Source organism: Streptomyces atratus (assembly GCF_014648655.1).
In the GTDB taxonomy this organism is placed as follows: Bacteria; Actinomycetota; Actinomycetes; order Streptomycetales; family Streptomycetaceae; genus Streptomyces; species Streptomyces atratus.
Map to the genome: position 1 here is coordinate 185,103 of NZ_BMRN01000005.1, position 15,510 is coordinate 200,612.

13 protein-coding genes and 3 pseudogenes are annotated in these 15,510 nt (G+C 70.0%); 10 read left to right on the forward strand and 6 right to left on the reverse strand.

Features of this window, described 5'->3' with window-relative positions; translation table 11 throughout:
- Nucleotides 1-21: 21 nt before the first annotated feature.
- On the reverse strand, nucleotides 22-705 hold the full coding sequence (locus IEZ15_RS10890; protein WP_189276169.1) for a MerR family transcriptional regulator: 684 nt from the start codon (nucleotides 703-705) through the stop codon (nucleotides 22-24).
- Nucleotides 706-858: 153 nt separating this feature from the next.
- Here IEZ15_RS10890 and IEZ15_RS10895 point away from each other — a divergent pair, with 153 nt between their 5' ends.
- Together IEZ15_RS10895 and IEZ15_RS10900 are read left to right on the forward strand one after the other, a co-directional pair.
- Nucleotides 859-1,788, forward strand: coding sequence for a hypothetical protein (locus IEZ15_RS10895; protein ID WP_189276446.1), 930 nt, complete (start codon nucleotides 859-861; stop codon nucleotides 1,786-1,788).
- The gene (locus IEZ15_RS10900; RefSeq protein WP_189276171.1) at nucleotides 1,785-2,255 is read left to right on the forward strand and encodes an ABA4-like family protein; all 471 of its coding nucleotides are present in this window, start codon (nucleotides 1,785-1,787) and stop codon (nucleotides 2,253-2,255) included. The genes IEZ15_RS10895 and IEZ15_RS10900 overlap by 4 nt, the downstream gene beginning before the upstream one ends.
- Nucleotides 2,256-2,264: 9 nt before the next feature.
- Here the strand turns inward: IEZ15_RS10900 and IEZ15_RS10905 are convergent.
- Together IEZ15_RS10905 and IEZ15_RS10910 are read right to left on the reverse strand one after the other, a co-directional pair.
- Nucleotides 2,265-2,790 (reverse strand): annotated as a pseudogene (locus IEZ15_RS10905) (ABC transporter permease); the annotation flags it as partial.
- An 88-nt stretch (nucleotides 2,791-2,878) separates the two neighbouring features.
- Nucleotides 2,879-3,541 (reverse strand): PadR family transcriptional regulator, encoded by a 663-nt coding sequence (locus tag IEZ15_RS10910; protein ID WP_189276448.1) that lies wholly within the window; start codon nucleotides 3,539-3,541, stop codon nucleotides 2,879-2,881.
- 185 nt (nucleotides 3,542-3,726) lie between these two features.
- On the opposite strand from IEZ15_RS10910, the gene IEZ15_RS10915 reads away from it, so the two are divergent.
- The 7 genes from IEZ15_RS10915 to IEZ15_RS10945 all read left to right on the forward strand — a co-directional run bounded on the left by IEZ15_RS10915 (nucleotide 3,727) and on the right by IEZ15_RS10945 (nucleotide 11,017).
- Nucleotides 3,727-4,311 (forward strand): sigma-70 family RNA polymerase sigma factor, encoded by a 585-nt coding sequence (locus tag IEZ15_RS10915; protein ID WP_189276173.1) that lies wholly within the window; start codon nucleotides 3,727-3,729, stop codon nucleotides 4,309-4,311.
- Nucleotides 4,308-5,105, forward strand: a complete 798-nt coding sequence (locus IEZ15_RS10920; protein WP_189276175.1) for an anti-sigma factor — start codon at nucleotides 4,308-4,310, stop codon at nucleotides 5,103-5,105. The genes IEZ15_RS10915 and IEZ15_RS10920 overlap by 4 nt, the downstream gene beginning before the upstream one ends.
- A gap of 112 nt (nucleotides 5,106-5,217) precedes the next feature.
- Complete coding sequence (locus IEZ15_RS10925) at nucleotides 5,218-6,582, forward strand: cryptochrome/photolyase family protein (RefSeq protein WP_189276176.1); 1,365 nt, start codon at nucleotides 5,218-5,220, stop codon at nucleotides 6,580-6,582.
- 270 nt (nucleotides 6,583-6,852) lie between these two features.
- Nucleotides 6,853-8,481 (forward strand): molybdopterin-dependent oxidoreductase, encoded by a 1,629-nt coding sequence (locus IEZ15_RS10930; RefSeq protein ID WP_189276178.1) that lies wholly within the window; start codon nucleotides 6,853-6,855, stop codon nucleotides 8,479-8,481.
- Between the two features lie 125 nt (nucleotides 8,482-8,606).
- Nucleotides 8,607-9,251, forward strand: coding sequence for a fasciclin domain-containing protein (locus tag IEZ15_RS10935; protein WP_189276181.1), 645 nt, complete (start codon nucleotides 8,607-8,609; stop codon nucleotides 9,249-9,251).
- Between the two features lie 260 nt (nucleotides 9,252-9,511).
- Nucleotides 9,512-10,474, forward strand: a complete 963-nt coding sequence (locus IEZ15_RS10940) for an ADP-ribosylglycohydrolase family protein (RefSeq protein ID WP_189276183.1) — start codon at nucleotides 9,512-9,514, stop codon at nucleotides 10,472-10,474.
- 99 nt (nucleotides 10,475-10,573) lie between these two features.
- On the forward strand, nucleotides 10,574-11,017 hold the full coding sequence (locus IEZ15_RS10945; protein ID WP_093898420.1) for an SPW repeat protein: 444 nt from the start codon (nucleotides 10,574-10,576) through the stop codon (nucleotides 11,015-11,017).
- Between the two features lie 141 nt (nucleotides 11,018-11,158).
- On the opposite strand, the pseudogene IEZ15_RS10950 reads toward IEZ15_RS10945, so the two are convergent.
- Nucleotides 11,159-11,395, reverse strand: a pseudogene (locus tag IEZ15_RS10950) (S-methyl thiohydantoin desulfurase domain-containing protein); the annotation flags it as partial.
- Here IEZ15_RS10950 and IEZ15_RS10955 point away from each other — a divergent pair.
- Nucleotides 11,315-11,563: pseudogene (locus tag IEZ15_RS10955) on the forward strand (hypothetical protein); the annotation flags it as partial. The pseudogenes IEZ15_RS10950 and IEZ15_RS10955 sit on opposite strands and share 81 nt — an antisense overlap.
- Before the next feature lie 146 nt (nucleotides 11,564-11,709).
- Here the strand turns inward: IEZ15_RS10955 and IEZ15_RS10960 are convergent.
- Nucleotides 11,710-14,544: a DEAD/DEAH box helicase gene (locus IEZ15_RS10960; RefSeq protein WP_189276185.1), complete on the reverse strand. Its 2,835-nt coding sequence runs from the start codon at nucleotides 14,542-14,544 to the stop codon at nucleotides 11,710-11,712.
- Nucleotides 14,545-14,589: 45 nt separating this feature from the next.
- Nucleotides 14,590-15,498 (reverse strand): diacylglycerol kinase, encoded by a 909-nt coding sequence (locus IEZ15_RS10965; protein WP_114243615.1) that lies wholly within the window; start codon nucleotides 15,496-15,498, stop codon nucleotides 14,590-14,592.
- Between the last annotated feature and the right edge of the window lie 12 nt (nucleotides 15,499-15,510).

Here is a 15,510-nt window from a genome sequence, read left to right on the forward strand (position 1 = left end):
ACGTGTTCCCGGGGCGCCGGTTCATCCACCGGCGGCATGCACCGCCGCCCCGTCGCCGCCGCCCGGACCCCCCTCGCCTTCGCCGTCGTACGCGCGCGAGGACGCGTCCACGTGCGCGAGCCGTCGCAGTGCGCTGAACATCGCCTCCCCCAATACCGTGCCGACGACCACGCCCTCCACCAGATCCTCGCGCGCCACCCGCCGCCCCACATAGTCGAGGTCGGCCCGCGCGACCGGTTCGGCGGCGGCCGCGTAGTCGTCGAGCAGCTCGACGAACCCGCCGTGCCCGGCCCGCCGCAGCGCGACGATCACCCCGGCCAGGCACTCGCCGGCCGGACCGTGCGCCTCGGCCCGCCAGCCGCGTCGCTCCACCAGCTCCGCCACCTCTTCGCGGGCGTCATCCAGCTCGGGGCCCGGCTCGCCCCCCTGGAGCGGGGTGAGTCGCTTCGCCGCGACACCCAGCACCTTGTGCACCGGCTGCTCCGGATCCTCGACCGCCCGGAGCACATCGCCGATGGCCGCGAGCGAGAGCCCGCCGATATCCAGCAGGGCGCGGATCAGCCGCAGCCTGCGCTCATGGCCGGAGTCGTAACTCGCCTGGTTCGGGCTGGTCAACTGCCCGGCGGGCAACAGCCCTTCACGTACATAGAACTTGATCGTCGGTACCGGAACCCCGGACCTGCGACTCAACTCGCCGATGCGCACCGCGTGTTCTTCCTTCCGCGCTTGCCAACCCCCGACCCATCATAGATAGTTCCACTATCGGATAGCGGGAAGTGCCACTATCCATAATTGCAGGGGGTCCTCATGCCTTCATGGCGTTCATGGCACCGGCCGTTGGTCCTCTTCGCGACCGCGATGGCCGTCATGGCGGTCGTTTCGGCCGTGGGACTGCTGGTCGACGACCGGGTCCTGGCGGGCTCGGCCATATGGTTCAAGCCGTTCAAGTTCGCGGTCTCGTTCGTCGTGTACGCACTCGCACTGGCCTGGATGCTGACGCTGGTCACTCGCGGCCGGCGCGTCGGCTGGTGGGCCGGAACCGTGGTCGCCCTGTCCAGCCTGGGCGAGATGGCGATCATCACCGGCCAGGTGATCCGCGGGAAGCGCAGCCACTTCAACCACGCCACCCCGTTCGACGAGACGCTGTTCAACGCGATGGCCGTCACCGTCGTCGTGCTCTGGACCGGCACACTGGTCATAGCCGTCCTGCTGTTGCGCGCCCGTATGGCCGACCGCGCCGCCGCCTGGGCGATACGCTCGGGCGTGCTGCTCGCCCTGGCGGGTGCCGGATTCGGCTTCCTGATGACGCAGCCCACGCCCGAGCAGCGGGCGGCCGGAAATCTCGACACCGCCGATGTGATCGGCGCGCATTCCGTCGGCGTACCGGACGGCGGCCCGTCGATGCCCCTCACCGGCTGGTCGACAACCGGCGGGGATCTGCGCATACCGCACTTCGTCGGCATGCACGCGCTCCAGCTGCTGCCGCTCTTCCTGCTCGCGCTGATCGCCCTGGCCCCGCGCTTCCCCCGGCTGAGTGAACCGCGGGTCCGACTGCGGCTGGTGCTGGTCGCCTCCGGTGCGTACGCGGCAGTCGTCGCGCTGGTCACCTGGCAGGCGCTGCGCGGTCAGCCGCTGACCCATCCGGACGGTGCGACGCTCATCGCCGCGGCCCTGATCACGGCGGCGACCGCCGGCTGCGGTTATGGGGCGCTGAGGTCAACTCCCGTACCGAAGAAGGCCGATTCAGATTCCTTCTCCGATTCCGCCGACAAGGAGCTCGTGGCATGACCGGTGCGCTCTTCGAGATCTCGTTCTTCCTGACAGCCCCGTTCTGGCTGCTCATGATCCTCGCGCCGAACTGGCGTCCCACGGCGCGCATCGTCGCATCCCCGCTCACCGTCCTGCCGGTGCTTGCGCTCTATCTGGTCATGGCCGTACCGGTCTTCCCCGAGCTCTGGGACGCGGTGCGCAGTCCCGACATCGACACCTTCCGTGACCTGACGGCCCTGGCGAACGGGGCGGGGGCGGTCTGGGCGCAGGTCATCGCCTGGGATCTGCTGCTGGGCCAGTGGATGTTCCTGGAAGGACGCCGACTGGGGATCTCTCCGCTGGTGATGGGGCCACTGCTGGTGCTGACGATTCTGCTGTCGCCCTTCGGGCTGCTGGTCTTTCTCGTGCTACGGGCTGTCCTGCGGCCGAAGACCCGGCCCGGGAACGGAATCCCGGACCGGGCCGGTCACGCGTCGCTGCGGTGAGGGCGCCCGTCAGACGGACTTCCGGTACGAGCGGAGTATGCGGGTCGACAGCCGGACCGCCACCACCGCAAGGACCAGCAGTGCTCCCCCGCGGCTGAGCACCGGACTCCGGTCGGGGTCGGCGGTCGGCGGTCGGCGCCGAACGGCCGGCCGCCATCGCCCAGTTGACCGGGTTGAAGTCCGCGACGTGCCGCGTCCAGGACGGCATCCGGCTCGGGGCCATGAAGGAGGAGGAGAGGAAGGTCAGCGGCAGCAGCAGGAAAGTGTTGATGCCGGTGATCGACTCGCGCTGACGGACCAGCATGCCGAGCGCGTTGGAGAGAGCGCCGAAGACCGTGCCGAGCAGGATCGAGGCGACGACCAGGATCAGCAGCCCGCCCGCACCGCCGGGGTAGGTGGCGCCGGCGGCCCAGCCGAGCAGCACGATGATGACGGACTGCACGGCGGTGCTGGTGCCGTTCTGCACGACGTCGGCGTTCATCAGCGCGTTGCTGCTGACCGGCGTCGTCAGGAAGCGGTTGAGCGTGCCGCGTTCACCGGTCGGGGGGCCGGGGTTCGAGACCCCGGCGATTGCTGCTCCAACAGCTCCCGCCGGGGTCTTTTTTTCTGTGGCGTCGCTCCTGCTACGCCTTCCGCTCAGGGTCGAGAACGATCTCCTGTTGGTCCAAGTCCTGCCATTCCTGCGGGACTTCACCGGTTTCATGGAAGGACTTCCACTCCTCGATGCCGCTGATCGAGGCGTCGGTGATTTCCTTGTGGAAGTTCTTGATCCACTCCAGCTGTGCGTCGATCATGTGGAGCTGATACTCGGTCTCGACGACGAAGACGCGGGGCAGCTTCTCCCCCAACTGACCGAGGACCCCCCGGAGAGCCGCGGCCTGGACCGCCAGCGCCGCCTCCCGGGTCTCCATCAGCTCCGCCACATCCTCCGGCGGCAGCACCGGCAGAAGCGAGAGGGCTGTCTCGAAAACCGGGTACTCGACGGCCGGAACGGCGAGCAGATCGGAGAGCCAGTCGAGCATTTCCGCACGCCCGGCCCCGGTGATGCCGTAGAGCGTGCGCTCGGGGCGGTTGCCCTGCCGCTGGACGCCCGCGACCTCGACGTAACCGTGCTTCTCCAGGTTCTGGACGACGGTGTACAGCGAGCCGAAATTGATCTTGACGCTGTGTTCCTTGCCGCGCCGGCGAAGCGTCTGGGCGATCTCGTACGGATACATGGAACGCTCGGCGAGCAGCACCATGACCGTCAGCGCCAGTGGATTGCCGAGCCTGCGCCGCTCGGTCACCCGCCCCACCACCACTCCGCCTTCGAATACTCGTGAGCGAACATATCGCGTTCACCCGGACGCTTCAACCGCGATGTATCGCGAATTTCGGGATGCGTGGAAGGATCTCGCGCACTGACCAATCCGTGCTGCCGTCGGCTCCGGATCACTCGGAGAACCGATGTGCGATCAGGGAGGAAGCCCGCGTGAAAGAAGCCGTGTACATCAGCGGAGCGCCCTCGGCGGGGCCCGATCTCCAGGAGCTGCTGGGGCTGGTCGCCCGGGGCGACCAGGATGCGTTCGCCAAGGTGTACGACGCGGTCAGCGGGCCCGTCCTCGGGCTGGTACGGAGCGTGCTGCGCGATCCCGCCCAGTCGGAGGAGGTCGCGCAGGAAGTCCTGGTCGAGGTGTGGCGGACGGCCCCTCGCTTCCGGGCCTCCCGCGGCAGCGCGATGAACTGGGTGCTGACGCTTGCTCACCGCCGGGCCGTGGACCGGGTGCGCTCGGCCGAGGCATCGGCGGCCCGTGAGCACCGGGCGGCGCTGCTGGACCGTACGCCCGCCTTCGACCAGGTCACCGAGCAGGTGGAGAGCCGGCTGGAGCGCGAACAGGTCCGCCGCTGCGTGCGGACGCTCTCCGAGCTGCAACGGCAGTCCGTGACCCTCGCCTACTACCGGGGGCTGACCTACCGCGAGGTGTCGGAGCTGCTCTCCGTACCGCTCGGGACGATCAAGACACGACTGCGCGACGGGCTGATCCGGCTGCGCGACTGCCTCGGGGTGAGCGCATGAGCAACGCCGAACTGCACACACTGACCGGGGCATACGCCCTGCACGCGCTGCCGGACACCGAGCGGGTGGCCTTCGAACGGCATCTCCGCGACTGCGAGGCCTGCGCCGTCGAGGTGCGCGAGCTGTCCGAGACCGCCGCCCGACTCGGCCTCGCAGTGGCCGACACCCCACCGCGCGGGCTGCGGGACAGGGTGCTGCGGGAGATCACGACCGTACGGCAGGAGTCGCCGTCGGGCATCGGCCGGGACCGCTCGGGCGGCGCGGCGGACCGGGGCGACAGCACTACGGGGCGTGGCGCCGGTGGTACGGGGCAGGGCGGCCGGCGGCCGAGGTACGCGCTCGCCGCCTGTCTCGCCGCCGCCGTCGGATTCGGCGGGATCGCCGCCTGGCAGCACCGGGCGGCCCAGGACGCCCGGCAGGAGGCGCGGGCGGCACAGCAGCAGAACGAGCAGCTGGCACAGGTCCTCGCCGCTCCGGACGCCAAGGCCTCCTCCGGCACGATGAAGGGCGGCGCGAAGGGAACGGTCGTGGTCTCGCAGAGTGAGAACCGGGCCGTGTTCATGGCCTCGGGAATGCGGCAGCCGCCCAGCGGCAAGGTGTATCAGCTGTGGTTCGACGACCGCGGCACCATGCGTTCCGCCGGGCTGATGAACACCCCGGCCGCGAGCGACGCCGTCCTGCTGGACGGCCCGGTCGACGGTGCGTCGGGCATAGGAATCACGGTGGAACCGGCCGGTGGCTCCGCGCAGCCGACGTCCGCGCCGCTGGCGCTGATGAACTTTCCGGCGGCATGACCGGGGCCGGTCCGCCGGGCGGACTCGTCCGGCGGACCGCGTTCGCCGGGCAGAGCCGTGACAACCCGTTGCGCGGGGGCGGCATGACCGACACCGAGAAGGGCACACCTCCATGACAGTCTCCGTGGCACTGTTCACCTCCGACCTGCGGGTGCACGACAACCCGGTGCTGCGGGCCGCTGTACGGGACGCGGATGCCGTCGTTCCGCTGTTCGTGCGCGACACAGGCATCCACCGGGCCGGCTTCGACGCGCCGAACCGGCTGGCGTTCCTCGCGGACTGCCTCGCCGACCTCGACGCGGGGCTGCGCCGCCGCGGCGGACGGCTCGTCGTCCGGGACGCCGACGTGGTGGCCGCCGCCCGTGCCGTGGCTGCGGAGACCGGTGCGCGGAGTCTGCACATCGCTGGCGGGGTGAGCGGGTACGCGATGCGTCGCGAGGCGCGACTGCATACGGCTCTGGCAGCCGTCGGCTGCACCCTGCACGTCCACGACGCAGTGGTCACCGCGCTCGCCCCGGGCCGGATCGTCCCGGCAGGCCGTGATCACTTCGCGGTGTTCACCCCGTACTTGCGCCGTTGGGAGGCGGCGGGAGTACGGGGAACACTGACCGCGCCACGCGCGGTGCGGCTGCCGGACGGCGTGGAGTCCGGGCCGTTGCCGGAACGGGCGGAGGTGGCCGGGGTCTCCCCCGGGCTCGCCGGGGGTGGCGAGTCGGCCGGACGCCGGCTGCTGTCGTCCTGGCTGCACGGCCCCCTGGCCGACTACGAGAGCGGTCACGACGATCTGGCCGGTGACGCGACCTCCAGGCTCTCTCCGTACCTCCACTTCGGCTGTCTCTCGGCGGCCGAAGTGATCAACCGGGCGAGGCAGCGGGGCGGACCGGGCGCCGACGCGTTTGTACGGCAGCTGGCGTGGCGGGACTTCCATCACCAGGTACTCGCCGCACGGCCGGACGCCGCCTGGGAGGACTACCGCACGCGGCACGACCGCTGGCGGTCCGACGAGGACGAGGTCGAGGCCTGGCGCGCGGGGCGCACAGGCTATCCACTGGTCGACGCGTCGATGCGGCAGCTGGCCCACGAGGGCTGGATGCACAACCGGGGCCGGATGCTCGTGGCCTGCTTCCTCACCAAGACGCTGTACGCGGACTGGCGGGTGGGCGCCCGGCACTTCCTGGACCTGCTGGTCGACGGCGACCTGGCGAACAATCAGCTCAACTGGCAGTGGATGGCGGGTACCGGCACCGACACCCGTCCCAACCGGGTCCTGAACCCGGTGATCCAGGGCAAGCGGTTCGATCCGCGCGGTGCCTACGTGCGCCGCTGGGTGCCGGAGCTTGCGGACCTGGCGGACGGCGAGATCCATGAGCCGTGGAAACTGACCGGGCCGCGCCGGGCCGCGATCGACTACCCGGATCCGCTCGTCGACCTGGCGGAGGCACGGGCCCGGTTCGAACGGGCACGCGGACTGGGCTGACGGCGCGATCCCGCCGATCAGCAGGAAGCTCATCAGCGGCGGTGCCACCGGCGTCGCCGCTGCCGCGACCGGCGCGGCCGTGCGTCGCCGCTGCCCTGTCATGCCCCTCCCCCGAGTGGCGGCCACCGACCGGAACCCTCCGTCTCCGGGAGCTTCCGGACGCCTCTCGGCTGTGATGCGTCATAGGTGCCGTCCCTGATCGGCCGGAAAGACTCACACTCGATCGAGTGACAGACCAATCCGTCCGGCGCAGGGCGACGAATCCCCGTTGTGAGTGAAGATCGAGACGATTCGCAGCGAACCGGGGCCGCTCGGTCCCGCCGACCGGGCTGCGCGCGCGCCGCCCTCGCCGCGCTCAGCGGTCTGATCGCCGGGTTCTGCGCCCTGGCGGTCGCCGAGCTGGTCGCGGCTGTCGTACGTCCCGAGGCAGGCCCGGTCACGGCAGTGGGCAGTGCGGTGATCGACCGCACTCCCCCGGCCGTGAGGGACTTCGCCGTACGGAACTTCGGTACCGCCGACAAGCTGGTGCTCCAGCTCGGGATCCTGATCCTTCTGGCGCTCTTCGCCATGGCGGTCGGGGTGCTGGCACTGCGGCACCGGCGGCTCGGTTCAGCTGCCGTCCTGGTCTTCGGTCTGGTCGGGGCAGTGGCGGCGGCAGGGCGTCCGCAGGGCGCGCCTGCCGACGCGCTGCCTTCGGTGGTGGGTGCCGCGGTGGCCGTAGGAGTGCTGTATCTCCTGGTCGGACGGCTCACACCGGCTCTTCGTCCCTCTCCCGCGGCTGGGGAGAGGGACGAAGAGGCGAACGGCGTCCTCGACCGCCGTGGCTTCGTGGTCGCGGCGACCGCCGCGACGGTGGCCTCTGCCGGCGCGGGACTCCTGGGGCGGCGGCTCACGTCCTCCGTCCAGGCCGGAGCCTCCGCTTCACGTCATGACCTGGTCCTCCCGGTGCCGCATTCCGCCGCACCGGCGGTCCCGGCGGGCGCCGATCTGAGGATCCGGGGGCTGAGCTCGTTCATCACCCCGAACAAGGACTTCTACCGGGTGGACACGGCTCTGGTCGTGCCGCGCGTCGACGCCGGCACATGGCAGCTGAAGATCCATGGCAGGGGTGTGGCGCGGCCCGTCACCGTCGGCTTCCACGACCTGCTGCGAAGGGAGGTCATCGAGCGCGACATCACGTTGACCTGCGTGTCCAACGAGGTCGGCGGCCCTTACGTCGGCAACGCCAGGTGGCTCGGCGTACGACTGGCCGATCTGTTGCGCGATGCCGGGGTGCGCCCGCCGTCGAAGGGCGGGCCCGCCGACCAGATCGTGGCGCGTTCCGTCGACGGCATGACGATCGGCACACCGGTCGAGACGGTCATGGATGGGCGCGACGCGATGCTCGCCTTCGGCATGAACGGCGAGCCACTGCCCTTCGAGCACGGCTTCCCGGTCCGTATGGTCGTTCCCGGCCTGTACGGATACGTGTCCGCGTGCAAGTGGATCAAGGAAATCGAGCTCACCACGTTCGATGCCTACGACGCCTACTGGGTGAAACGGAGCTGGGCCCAGGAGGCACCGGTCAAGACCGAGTCGCGGATCGACACCCCCCGTCCGTTCGCCTCCCCGAAGGCCGGCATCGTGCCGGTGGCCGGGGTGGCCTGGGCCCAGCACCGCGGTATCTCCAGGGTTGAGGTACGGGTGGACGGTGGGGAGTGGCACACGGCACGGCTGGCTGCCGCGGACACCCAGGACACCTGGCGCCAGTGGGTGTGGGAGTGGCCCGCCGCATCCGGCCGCCACACCCTTGAGGTTCGCGCCACCGACGGAACCGGCGCCACCCAGACCGGCGATCGCGTAGGCACCGTGCCCAACGGTGCGACCGGCTGGCACTCGGTGGTGATCGACGTGCCCTGAGCCGGGGCACACCGAGCCGGGGCACACCCCGACCGCACCACCCGCTCCGCGGAGCGCGGCTCACCATGCCCCGAGACATCACCAAAAGTAATCATATCCTCACTCAAACAATCCGGGAGAACGCCATGAAGGCCCTTCACGTCCGCCGTGCCGCAGTCGCCCTGTCCGCAGCGGTTGCCCTGCCGCTCACCCTGGCCGCCTGCTCCAGCGACTCGAAGGACAACTCGCCCGGTTCCAGCGCCAGTTCGGCCGAGGCGTCGTCGCCCGTCGAGGCCGACGGCTCGATGAACACGAACGAGCCGTTCGGCCCGGCCTGCTCCTCCGTGCCGAAGGACGGCGCGGGCTCCTTCGCCGGCATGGCGAAGGACCCGGTCGCCACGGCCGCCTCGAACAACCCGGCACTCTCCACCCTGGTCGCCGCGGTCAGGAAGGCCGGTCTGGTGGACACGCTGAACAACGCGCGGAACATCACGGTGTTCGCGCCCACCAACGACGCCTTCGCCAGGATTCCGCAGGCGGACCTGGACAAGCTGCTCGCCGACAAGGCGGCGCTCACGAAGGTACTGACGTACCACGTGGTGGGTCGGAAACTGACGCCGAAGCAACTGGAGAAGGGCTCCTTCGCCACGCTGGAGAAGAGCGAACTGACCACGTCCGGTTCAGGGATGACGTACACCGTGAACGAATCGTCGAACGTCGTCTGCGGCAATGTCCCGACCGCCAACGCGACGGTCCACATCGTCGACACGGTCCTGATGCCCCCGCGGTGAGGCGAGACGGGCAGGCCGCTGTTCTCGCCAGGACGGCCGGGACTTCCGGTCGACGCCCTGGTCTTCCTGTGCGGGGGCGGGCATGACGATCGGTCCGGCCTGGCCGCGGGCAGCGGTGTACGACCCGGCGGGCGGCCTCCGTTACTTCCAGTGGTTCACGCTCCTCCCCCCGAGCGCGACGGTTCTGCTCGGTGCGGTTCATCTCGTGTACGGGAGGAGACCGTCCTCCGTACGCTGACCGGACGAACCGTCCGAGCGTCGTGGACCGGCAGGACCGGGTGGCGGGTGCCGTCGTCGGATCGGCGGTCGGTGACGCGCTGGGGGCGCCGTTCGAGTTCGGTCCCGCCGGTGTGTACGCGGCCCGCTTCCCGGACGGCGTCGGCACGATGTGCGGGGGTGGCGGCTGGGATCCGGGCGAGGCCACGGATGACACCCAGATGGCCGTTCTGGTCGCGGAGTCCCTGCTGGAACGGGACGGCCTCGACCTCCCCGACATGTTCGGCCGGTTTCGCCGATGGGCGCGGGATGGGCCGAAGGACATCGGCCTGCAGACCGAGGACGTCCTGACGAGCGGTGACCCCTGGGACCTCGCGGCAGCGCTGCACTTCCAGGTCAACGGGCGTGCGGCGGGCAACGGTTCGCTGATGCGGGCCGCCGCACCGGCGGTGTATTTCGCGCGGGCGGGGCGGGTGGCGACGATGGACGCCGGCCGCCGGATCGCCGCGCTGACGCACGGCGACCGGGCCGCCTGGGAGGGCACCGCCGTGCTCCATGAGCTGATCCGGGTGGCACTGGACGGCGACCATCCGCTCGCCGCCGTCCCGGGCGCCCTGGACCGGGTGCACGAGGATCACCGCGAGCGCTGGGCCACCGTTCTCGCGCCCGGCTGGCATCCGGACGCGGCAACGGAGTTCAACGGTGCGGTGTGGCCGTGTCTGGGCACCGCACTCTGGGCACTGCGCACGACACGTACGTACGAGAACGCCCTTGCCGCAGCGGTCGACGTGGGTGGGGACACGGACACGGTCGCGGCGGTGACCGGCGGCCTGGCGGGGGCGGTGTACGGCTTCGAAGCGATTCCGTCACGCTGGACGGAGCCCCTGCACGTGCCACTGCCGGGGTACGGGGACCGTGTGCTGCGGACGCCCGATCTGCTGGCCCTGGCCCGGCGGCTGGACGGTGACCCATGTGGTGCGATTCCCACGAATATCCGCACGCCTTGAATCTACACATAAGGGTGAGATAAGAGCAGAATATCCATAACAGGCCATTCTGCACACAAAGGCGCCGTTCAGGTCTGCGACAGCGAAGGAGACGAACCCATGTCAAACGTCTCGCACACCGGCCGTGACATGGCCAGCCACCCCGATATCTCCGAAATGCGCGATCGCTACACCCGAATGCTCGGCGGGCGTGATGTGGCCCTGGTGGACGCACCGGTGTTCCTCATCGGTCTCTACTGCGCCATCTCGCCCTGGGTGCTCCACTTCACGGCGAGTCAGCCCGCACTCATGACGAACAACCTGATCATGGGTATCGCGATCGCCGTACTGGGCCTCGGGTTCACCGTCATGCCGGAGCGGATGTATGGCCTGAGCTGGGCCATATGCGCCATGGGCGCCTGGTTGATCGCCTCGACGTGGGTCGTCGGCAGCGGCCCCGGCCTGGGCATCATCCTCAACAACGTCATCATCGGCGGACTGACCGTGCTGCTGGGGTTGGTCTGCGTAGTGGTGTCGATGAAGAGCGGCAAGCGCTCGGTCTGAGACCGGGAACCTCGGCCGGTCCGCGTGAAGCGGACCGGCCGAGGGCTGCCGGGCCGGTGCCGCGGAGCAGACCTGTCGGAACGGCAGATGGTCCACGTCGTACCCGAAGTACCGCGGCCCGGCGAGGGCCAGGCCGCCCGGTGTGGTCCAACGCGGGTCGCAAGGGGCCGCGAGGACGCTGACGCGCAGGCCGTGGCGCAGGCCCTTCGCCGTCACCGGGTCACCGGTGTCGGTGTCCAGCACGCAGATGAGGTCAGGCGTGGCGGCGACCGTCTCGCCGTCGCGGGTGGCGAGCAGATGCTCGTTCCGGAAACCGGGTTCCAGGACCCGGCCCGCGTCGTCGCCCCCGTCGATTTTCTCGGCATCGCAGCAACCAATGAAGGTTCCGAAGTGACACCCCGCTCCGGGGCGTCCTTCGACAAGGCGTACACGCTCAAACTGGCCCGCGCACACGAGGGCCACGGATGGGACCGGGTGCTGTTCGCCTACGGCTCCGGCTCCCCCGATCCGTCCCCCGCCGCCGCCTACATCGCGGCCCGTACCGAAACGCGCGGGCAGGCCGACAAACCCGACCTGCCCGGCACCCTTCCAGCCCGTCCGGCGTTTGAGGACCGGGGTCCGGGGCAGAGCCCCGGTTCCGGGAAGGGCCTGGTAAGGGACAAGCCCGCCGCAGGCGCACCACCCCGCAGCCCTCACCCCACAGAGCTATAAGCCACAACCCCCCGCAACACCGCCTCCACCGCCTTACGCGCACTCCGCGCCACAGAACTACCGTCCCTCGGAGCCGCAGCCGCGATCTGCCCCAGCACATCGATCACCTGCTTGCACCACCGCACGAAGTCTCCCGCCGGCATCTCCGCCTCGCGCAGCACCTCGTCCAGCGTCCGCCCCGACGCCCACATGTAGACCGCCCAGGCAAACCCCAGGTCGGGTTCACGCTGCCCGACCCCCTCCGCCTGGTTGATCTTGAATTCCTCCTCCAGGGCGTCGAGCCGACCCCAGATCCGGACCATCTCGCCCATCGCGGTCTTCGCGGGCCCCGACGGCAGCTTCGGCGCCACCGCGTCATCGGCCTGCCGCGCCTCATACACCAACGCCGAAACGCACGCCGCAAGTTCGGCAGGGTTCAGGCCCTCCCACACCCCGGCCCGCAGGCATTCGCTCGCCAGCAGATCCAGCTCGCCGTAGAGCCGCGCAAGCCGCCGCCCGTGTTCGGTGACCTCATTGCCCCGCAGATAGTCGAGCTCGGTGAGCAGTGCGACGATCCGGTCGAAGGTGCGGGCGATCGTGTTCGTCCGCCCCTCGATGCGCCGCTCCAGCTGCCTGGTGTCGCGCTGCAGCCGGTGATACCGCTCGGCCCATCGCGCATGGTCCTCACGCTCGTTGCACCCATGGCAGGGGTGCGCGCGCAACTCCGCCCGGTAGTGGGCGATCTCCCGGTCGTCGGCCGCGGCGGACCGCCCCTTGCGGTGCCGCTCCGGCACTATGTGCCCGGCCTTGGTCCGCAGCGCGGAGGCCAGATCGCGGCGCGACTGCGGCGAGCGCGGGTTGAACGACTTCGGCACCCGCATCCGCTCCACGGCCTCCACCGGAACGGGGAAGTCGATCGGGGCGAGCCTCTTCACCTGCCGCTCGGCAGTCAGCACCAACGGCCGCGGCCCGTCGTGGTATTCGAGCCCGCGGTGCCCGTGCCCATTGGTCCGTCCGGCGGGCAGCCCCGGGTCGAGGACCAGTGCGAGTCCGGCGTACTTGCCCGTGGGGACATGGATGACATCGCCGGGCTTGAGCTTCTCCAGGGACGCCGCGGCCGCGGCCCGCCGCTGCGACGCGCCCTGCTTGGCGAGCTCCGTCTCCCGGTCCTTGAGTTCGCGGCGCAGTCGCGCGTACTCCTCGAAGTCACCGAGGTGGCAGGTCATGCCCTCCCGGTAGCCCTCCAGTCCCTCTTCGTTCCGCTGGACCTGCCGGGAGATCCCGACCACCGACCGGTCTGCCTGGAACTGTGCGAAGGAGGTCTCCAGCAGCTCGCGCGAGCGGTGCCGCCCGAACTGCTGCACCAGGTTCACGGCCATGTTGTACGAAGGCCGGAAGCTGGACCGCAGCGGATACGTACGCGTACCCGCGAGTCCGGCCAGCGCGCCCGGGTCCATGCCCCGCTGCCACAGCACCACCGCATGGCCTTCGACGTCGATCCCACGCCGTCCGGCCCGCCCGGTCAGCTGGGTGTACTCGCCCGGTGTGACGTCGGCGTGCTGTTCGCCGTTCCACTTGACGAGCTTCTCCAACACGACCGAGCGTGCGGGCATGTTGATGCCGAGGGCGAGGGTCTCCGTCGCGAAGACGGCCTTGACGAGCCCTCGTACGAACAGCTCCTCGACGACTTCCTTGAACGTGGGCAGCATGCCGGCGTGATGCGCGGCAATGCCCCGCTCCAGCCCTTCGAGCCACTCGTAGTAGCCCAGGACGTGGAGGTCCTCGCCGGGAATGGATGAGGTCCGCTCCTCGACGATCTCGCGGACCAGGCGGCGCTTGCCCTCGTCGTTGAGCCGCAGTCCGGCGTGCAGACACTGCTGTACGGCGGCCTCGCAGCCTGCCCGGCTGAAGATGAACGTGATGGCGGGGAGCAGCCCTTCGGCGTCCAGCCGGTCGATGACCTCGGGCCTGGCCGGGGTCCAGATCCGGCTGCGCTGGCGCCGCTCGCGCTCACGGTCCGCCTCGCGGATCATCTTGCCGCGGCGGCGTTCACGCGGGTTGTACGCCCGCTGGTTCTCCATCCGGACGAGCCGGACCAGATCGGGGTTGACCTCGCGGCGGCCGGCGCCGCGGCCGCCGTGATCGGTCTCCTCCTCGAAGAGGTCGTACATCCGGCGGCCTGCCAGCACGTGCTGCCAGAGCGGCACGGGGCGGTGCTCGGAGACGATGACCTGGGTGTCGCCGCGGACGGTGTCCAGCCAGTCACCGAACTCCTCGGCATTGGACACGGTCGCCGACAGCGACACCAGGGTCACGGAGTCCGGGAGGTGAATGATCACTTCCTCCCAGACGGCGCCCCGGAAGCGGTCGGAGAGGTAATGCACCTCGTCCATCACCACATAGCCGAGGCCGCGCAGCGCCTGCGAGCCCGCGTACAGCATGTTCCGCAGCACTTCGGTGGTCATGACGACCACCGGGGCATCGCCGTTGACGCTGTTGTCACCGGTCAGCAGGCCGACCTTGTCCGGTCCGTAGCGCTTGACCAGATCGGCGAACTTCTGGTTGGACAGGGCCTTGATCGGGGTGGTGTAGAAGCACTTGCGGCCCTGTTCGAGGGCGAGGTGCACGGCGAACTCGCCGACGATGGTCTTGCCCGAGCCGGTCGGTGCTGCGACGAGCACCCCCTTGCCGGCCTCCAGTGCCTCGCAGGCCTCGATCTGGTAGGGGTCCAGATCGAACTCGTACATCTCGCGGAAGGGCGCGAGTGCGGTGGCCAGCTCGGCAGCACGGGTCCGAGAAGCCTGGTATCGCTCAGCTGGTGAGAGGTCCTCTGTCATCTTGCTTACGAGCCTACCCGCCACCTCTGACAGCAGGCGCGATCTTTAAATCCCGCTGGGAGTACCCGGCAGGAGCACTCTCACCGCGCCAGGCACACAGGTCGCGGTGAGCGGCAGCGCCCCGAGCTGTTCACCGTCCGCGTACGCGGTGACACCGGCTGCGGCCAGCTCGATCGAGGAAACCCTGTGCACGGTGACCTCGGGGTGGCTGAGGTGCGTTCCCTTGTAGACGCGGGGGAAGACCTTGAGCAGGGTGGTGCGGCTGCAGTCGCCGACAACGGTCACGTCGAACAGCCCGTCGTCCATGACGGCGTCCGCGCAGATCCGCATGCCCCCGCCGTACGTCGATCCGTTGCCGACCGCGATGAGCGTCGCCTCGATCTCCCTGACCGGTCCGTCATCCAGCCTGACGCGGTACGGAATGGGCTTGAACGCGGCGAGTTCGGCAAGGATCGCGAGGTCGTACTTGAACCGTCCGCCGACCCAGCGCATCCGGTTCCCGCGGTCATTGACCCGGGAGTCGAAACCGGAGGCGAGCACCGACCCGAACCACCGCTCACCGACCCGGCCGAGGTCGATCTCGCGGACGCCGCCGCCCTTGAGCGCCTCGGCGGCCAGCCGTCCGGCGGCGGCCGGATCCCGTATCGGCAGCCCGAGCGCGCGGGCGAAGTCGTTGCCGGTGCCGACGGCGACGACCCCGAGCGGGGTCAGCGTTCCCGCGACGGCCTGCAGGGCGAGGGACATCATGCCGTCCCCGCCCACGGCTATCAGCGCGCCGGTCCCGGCCGCGACGGCCTCACGGGCCCGCCGCAGGGCATCGTCGGCGTCCTCACCGAGAACCGTGCGTACAAAGAATCCTGCGTCCCGCAACGCGGAAGCGGCCGGCTGCGCGGCGTGCGCGCCCCGGCCGCGTCCTGCGGTGGGATTGACGAAAAGGGTGATCTCGCTGGTCACCCGGGGACCCTA

Bases quoted from the DNA above. Each gene is read 5' to 3' on its own strand.
- IEZ15_RS10895 (WP_189276446.1), top strand. From the start codon at position 859: ATGGCCGTCATGGCGGTCGTTTCGGCCGTGGGACTGCTGGTCGACGAC.
- IEZ15_RS10900 (WP_189276171.1), top strand. From the start codon at position 1,785: ATGACCGGTGCGCTCTTCGAGATCTCGTTCTTCCTGACAGCCCCGTTC.
- IEZ15_RS10920 (WP_189276175.1), top strand. From the start codon at position 4,308: ATGAGCAACGCCGAACTGCACACACTGACCGGGGCATACGCCCTGCAC.
- IEZ15_RS10925 (WP_189276176.1), top strand. From the start codon at position 5,218: ATGACAGTCTCCGTGGCACTGTTCACCTCCGACCTGCGGGTGCACGAC.
- IEZ15_RS10935 (WP_189276181.1), top strand. From the start codon at position 8,607: ATGAAGGCCCTTCACGTCCGCCGTGCCGCAGTCGCCCTGTCCGCAGCG.
- IEZ15_RS10945 (WP_093898420.1), top strand. From the start codon at position 10,574: ATGTCAAACGTCTCGCACACCGGCCGTGACATGGCCAGCCACCCCGAT.
- IEZ15_RS10960 (WP_189276185.1), bottom strand. From the start codon at position 14,544: ATGACAGAGGACCTCTCACCAGCTGAGCGATACCAGGCTTCTCGGACC.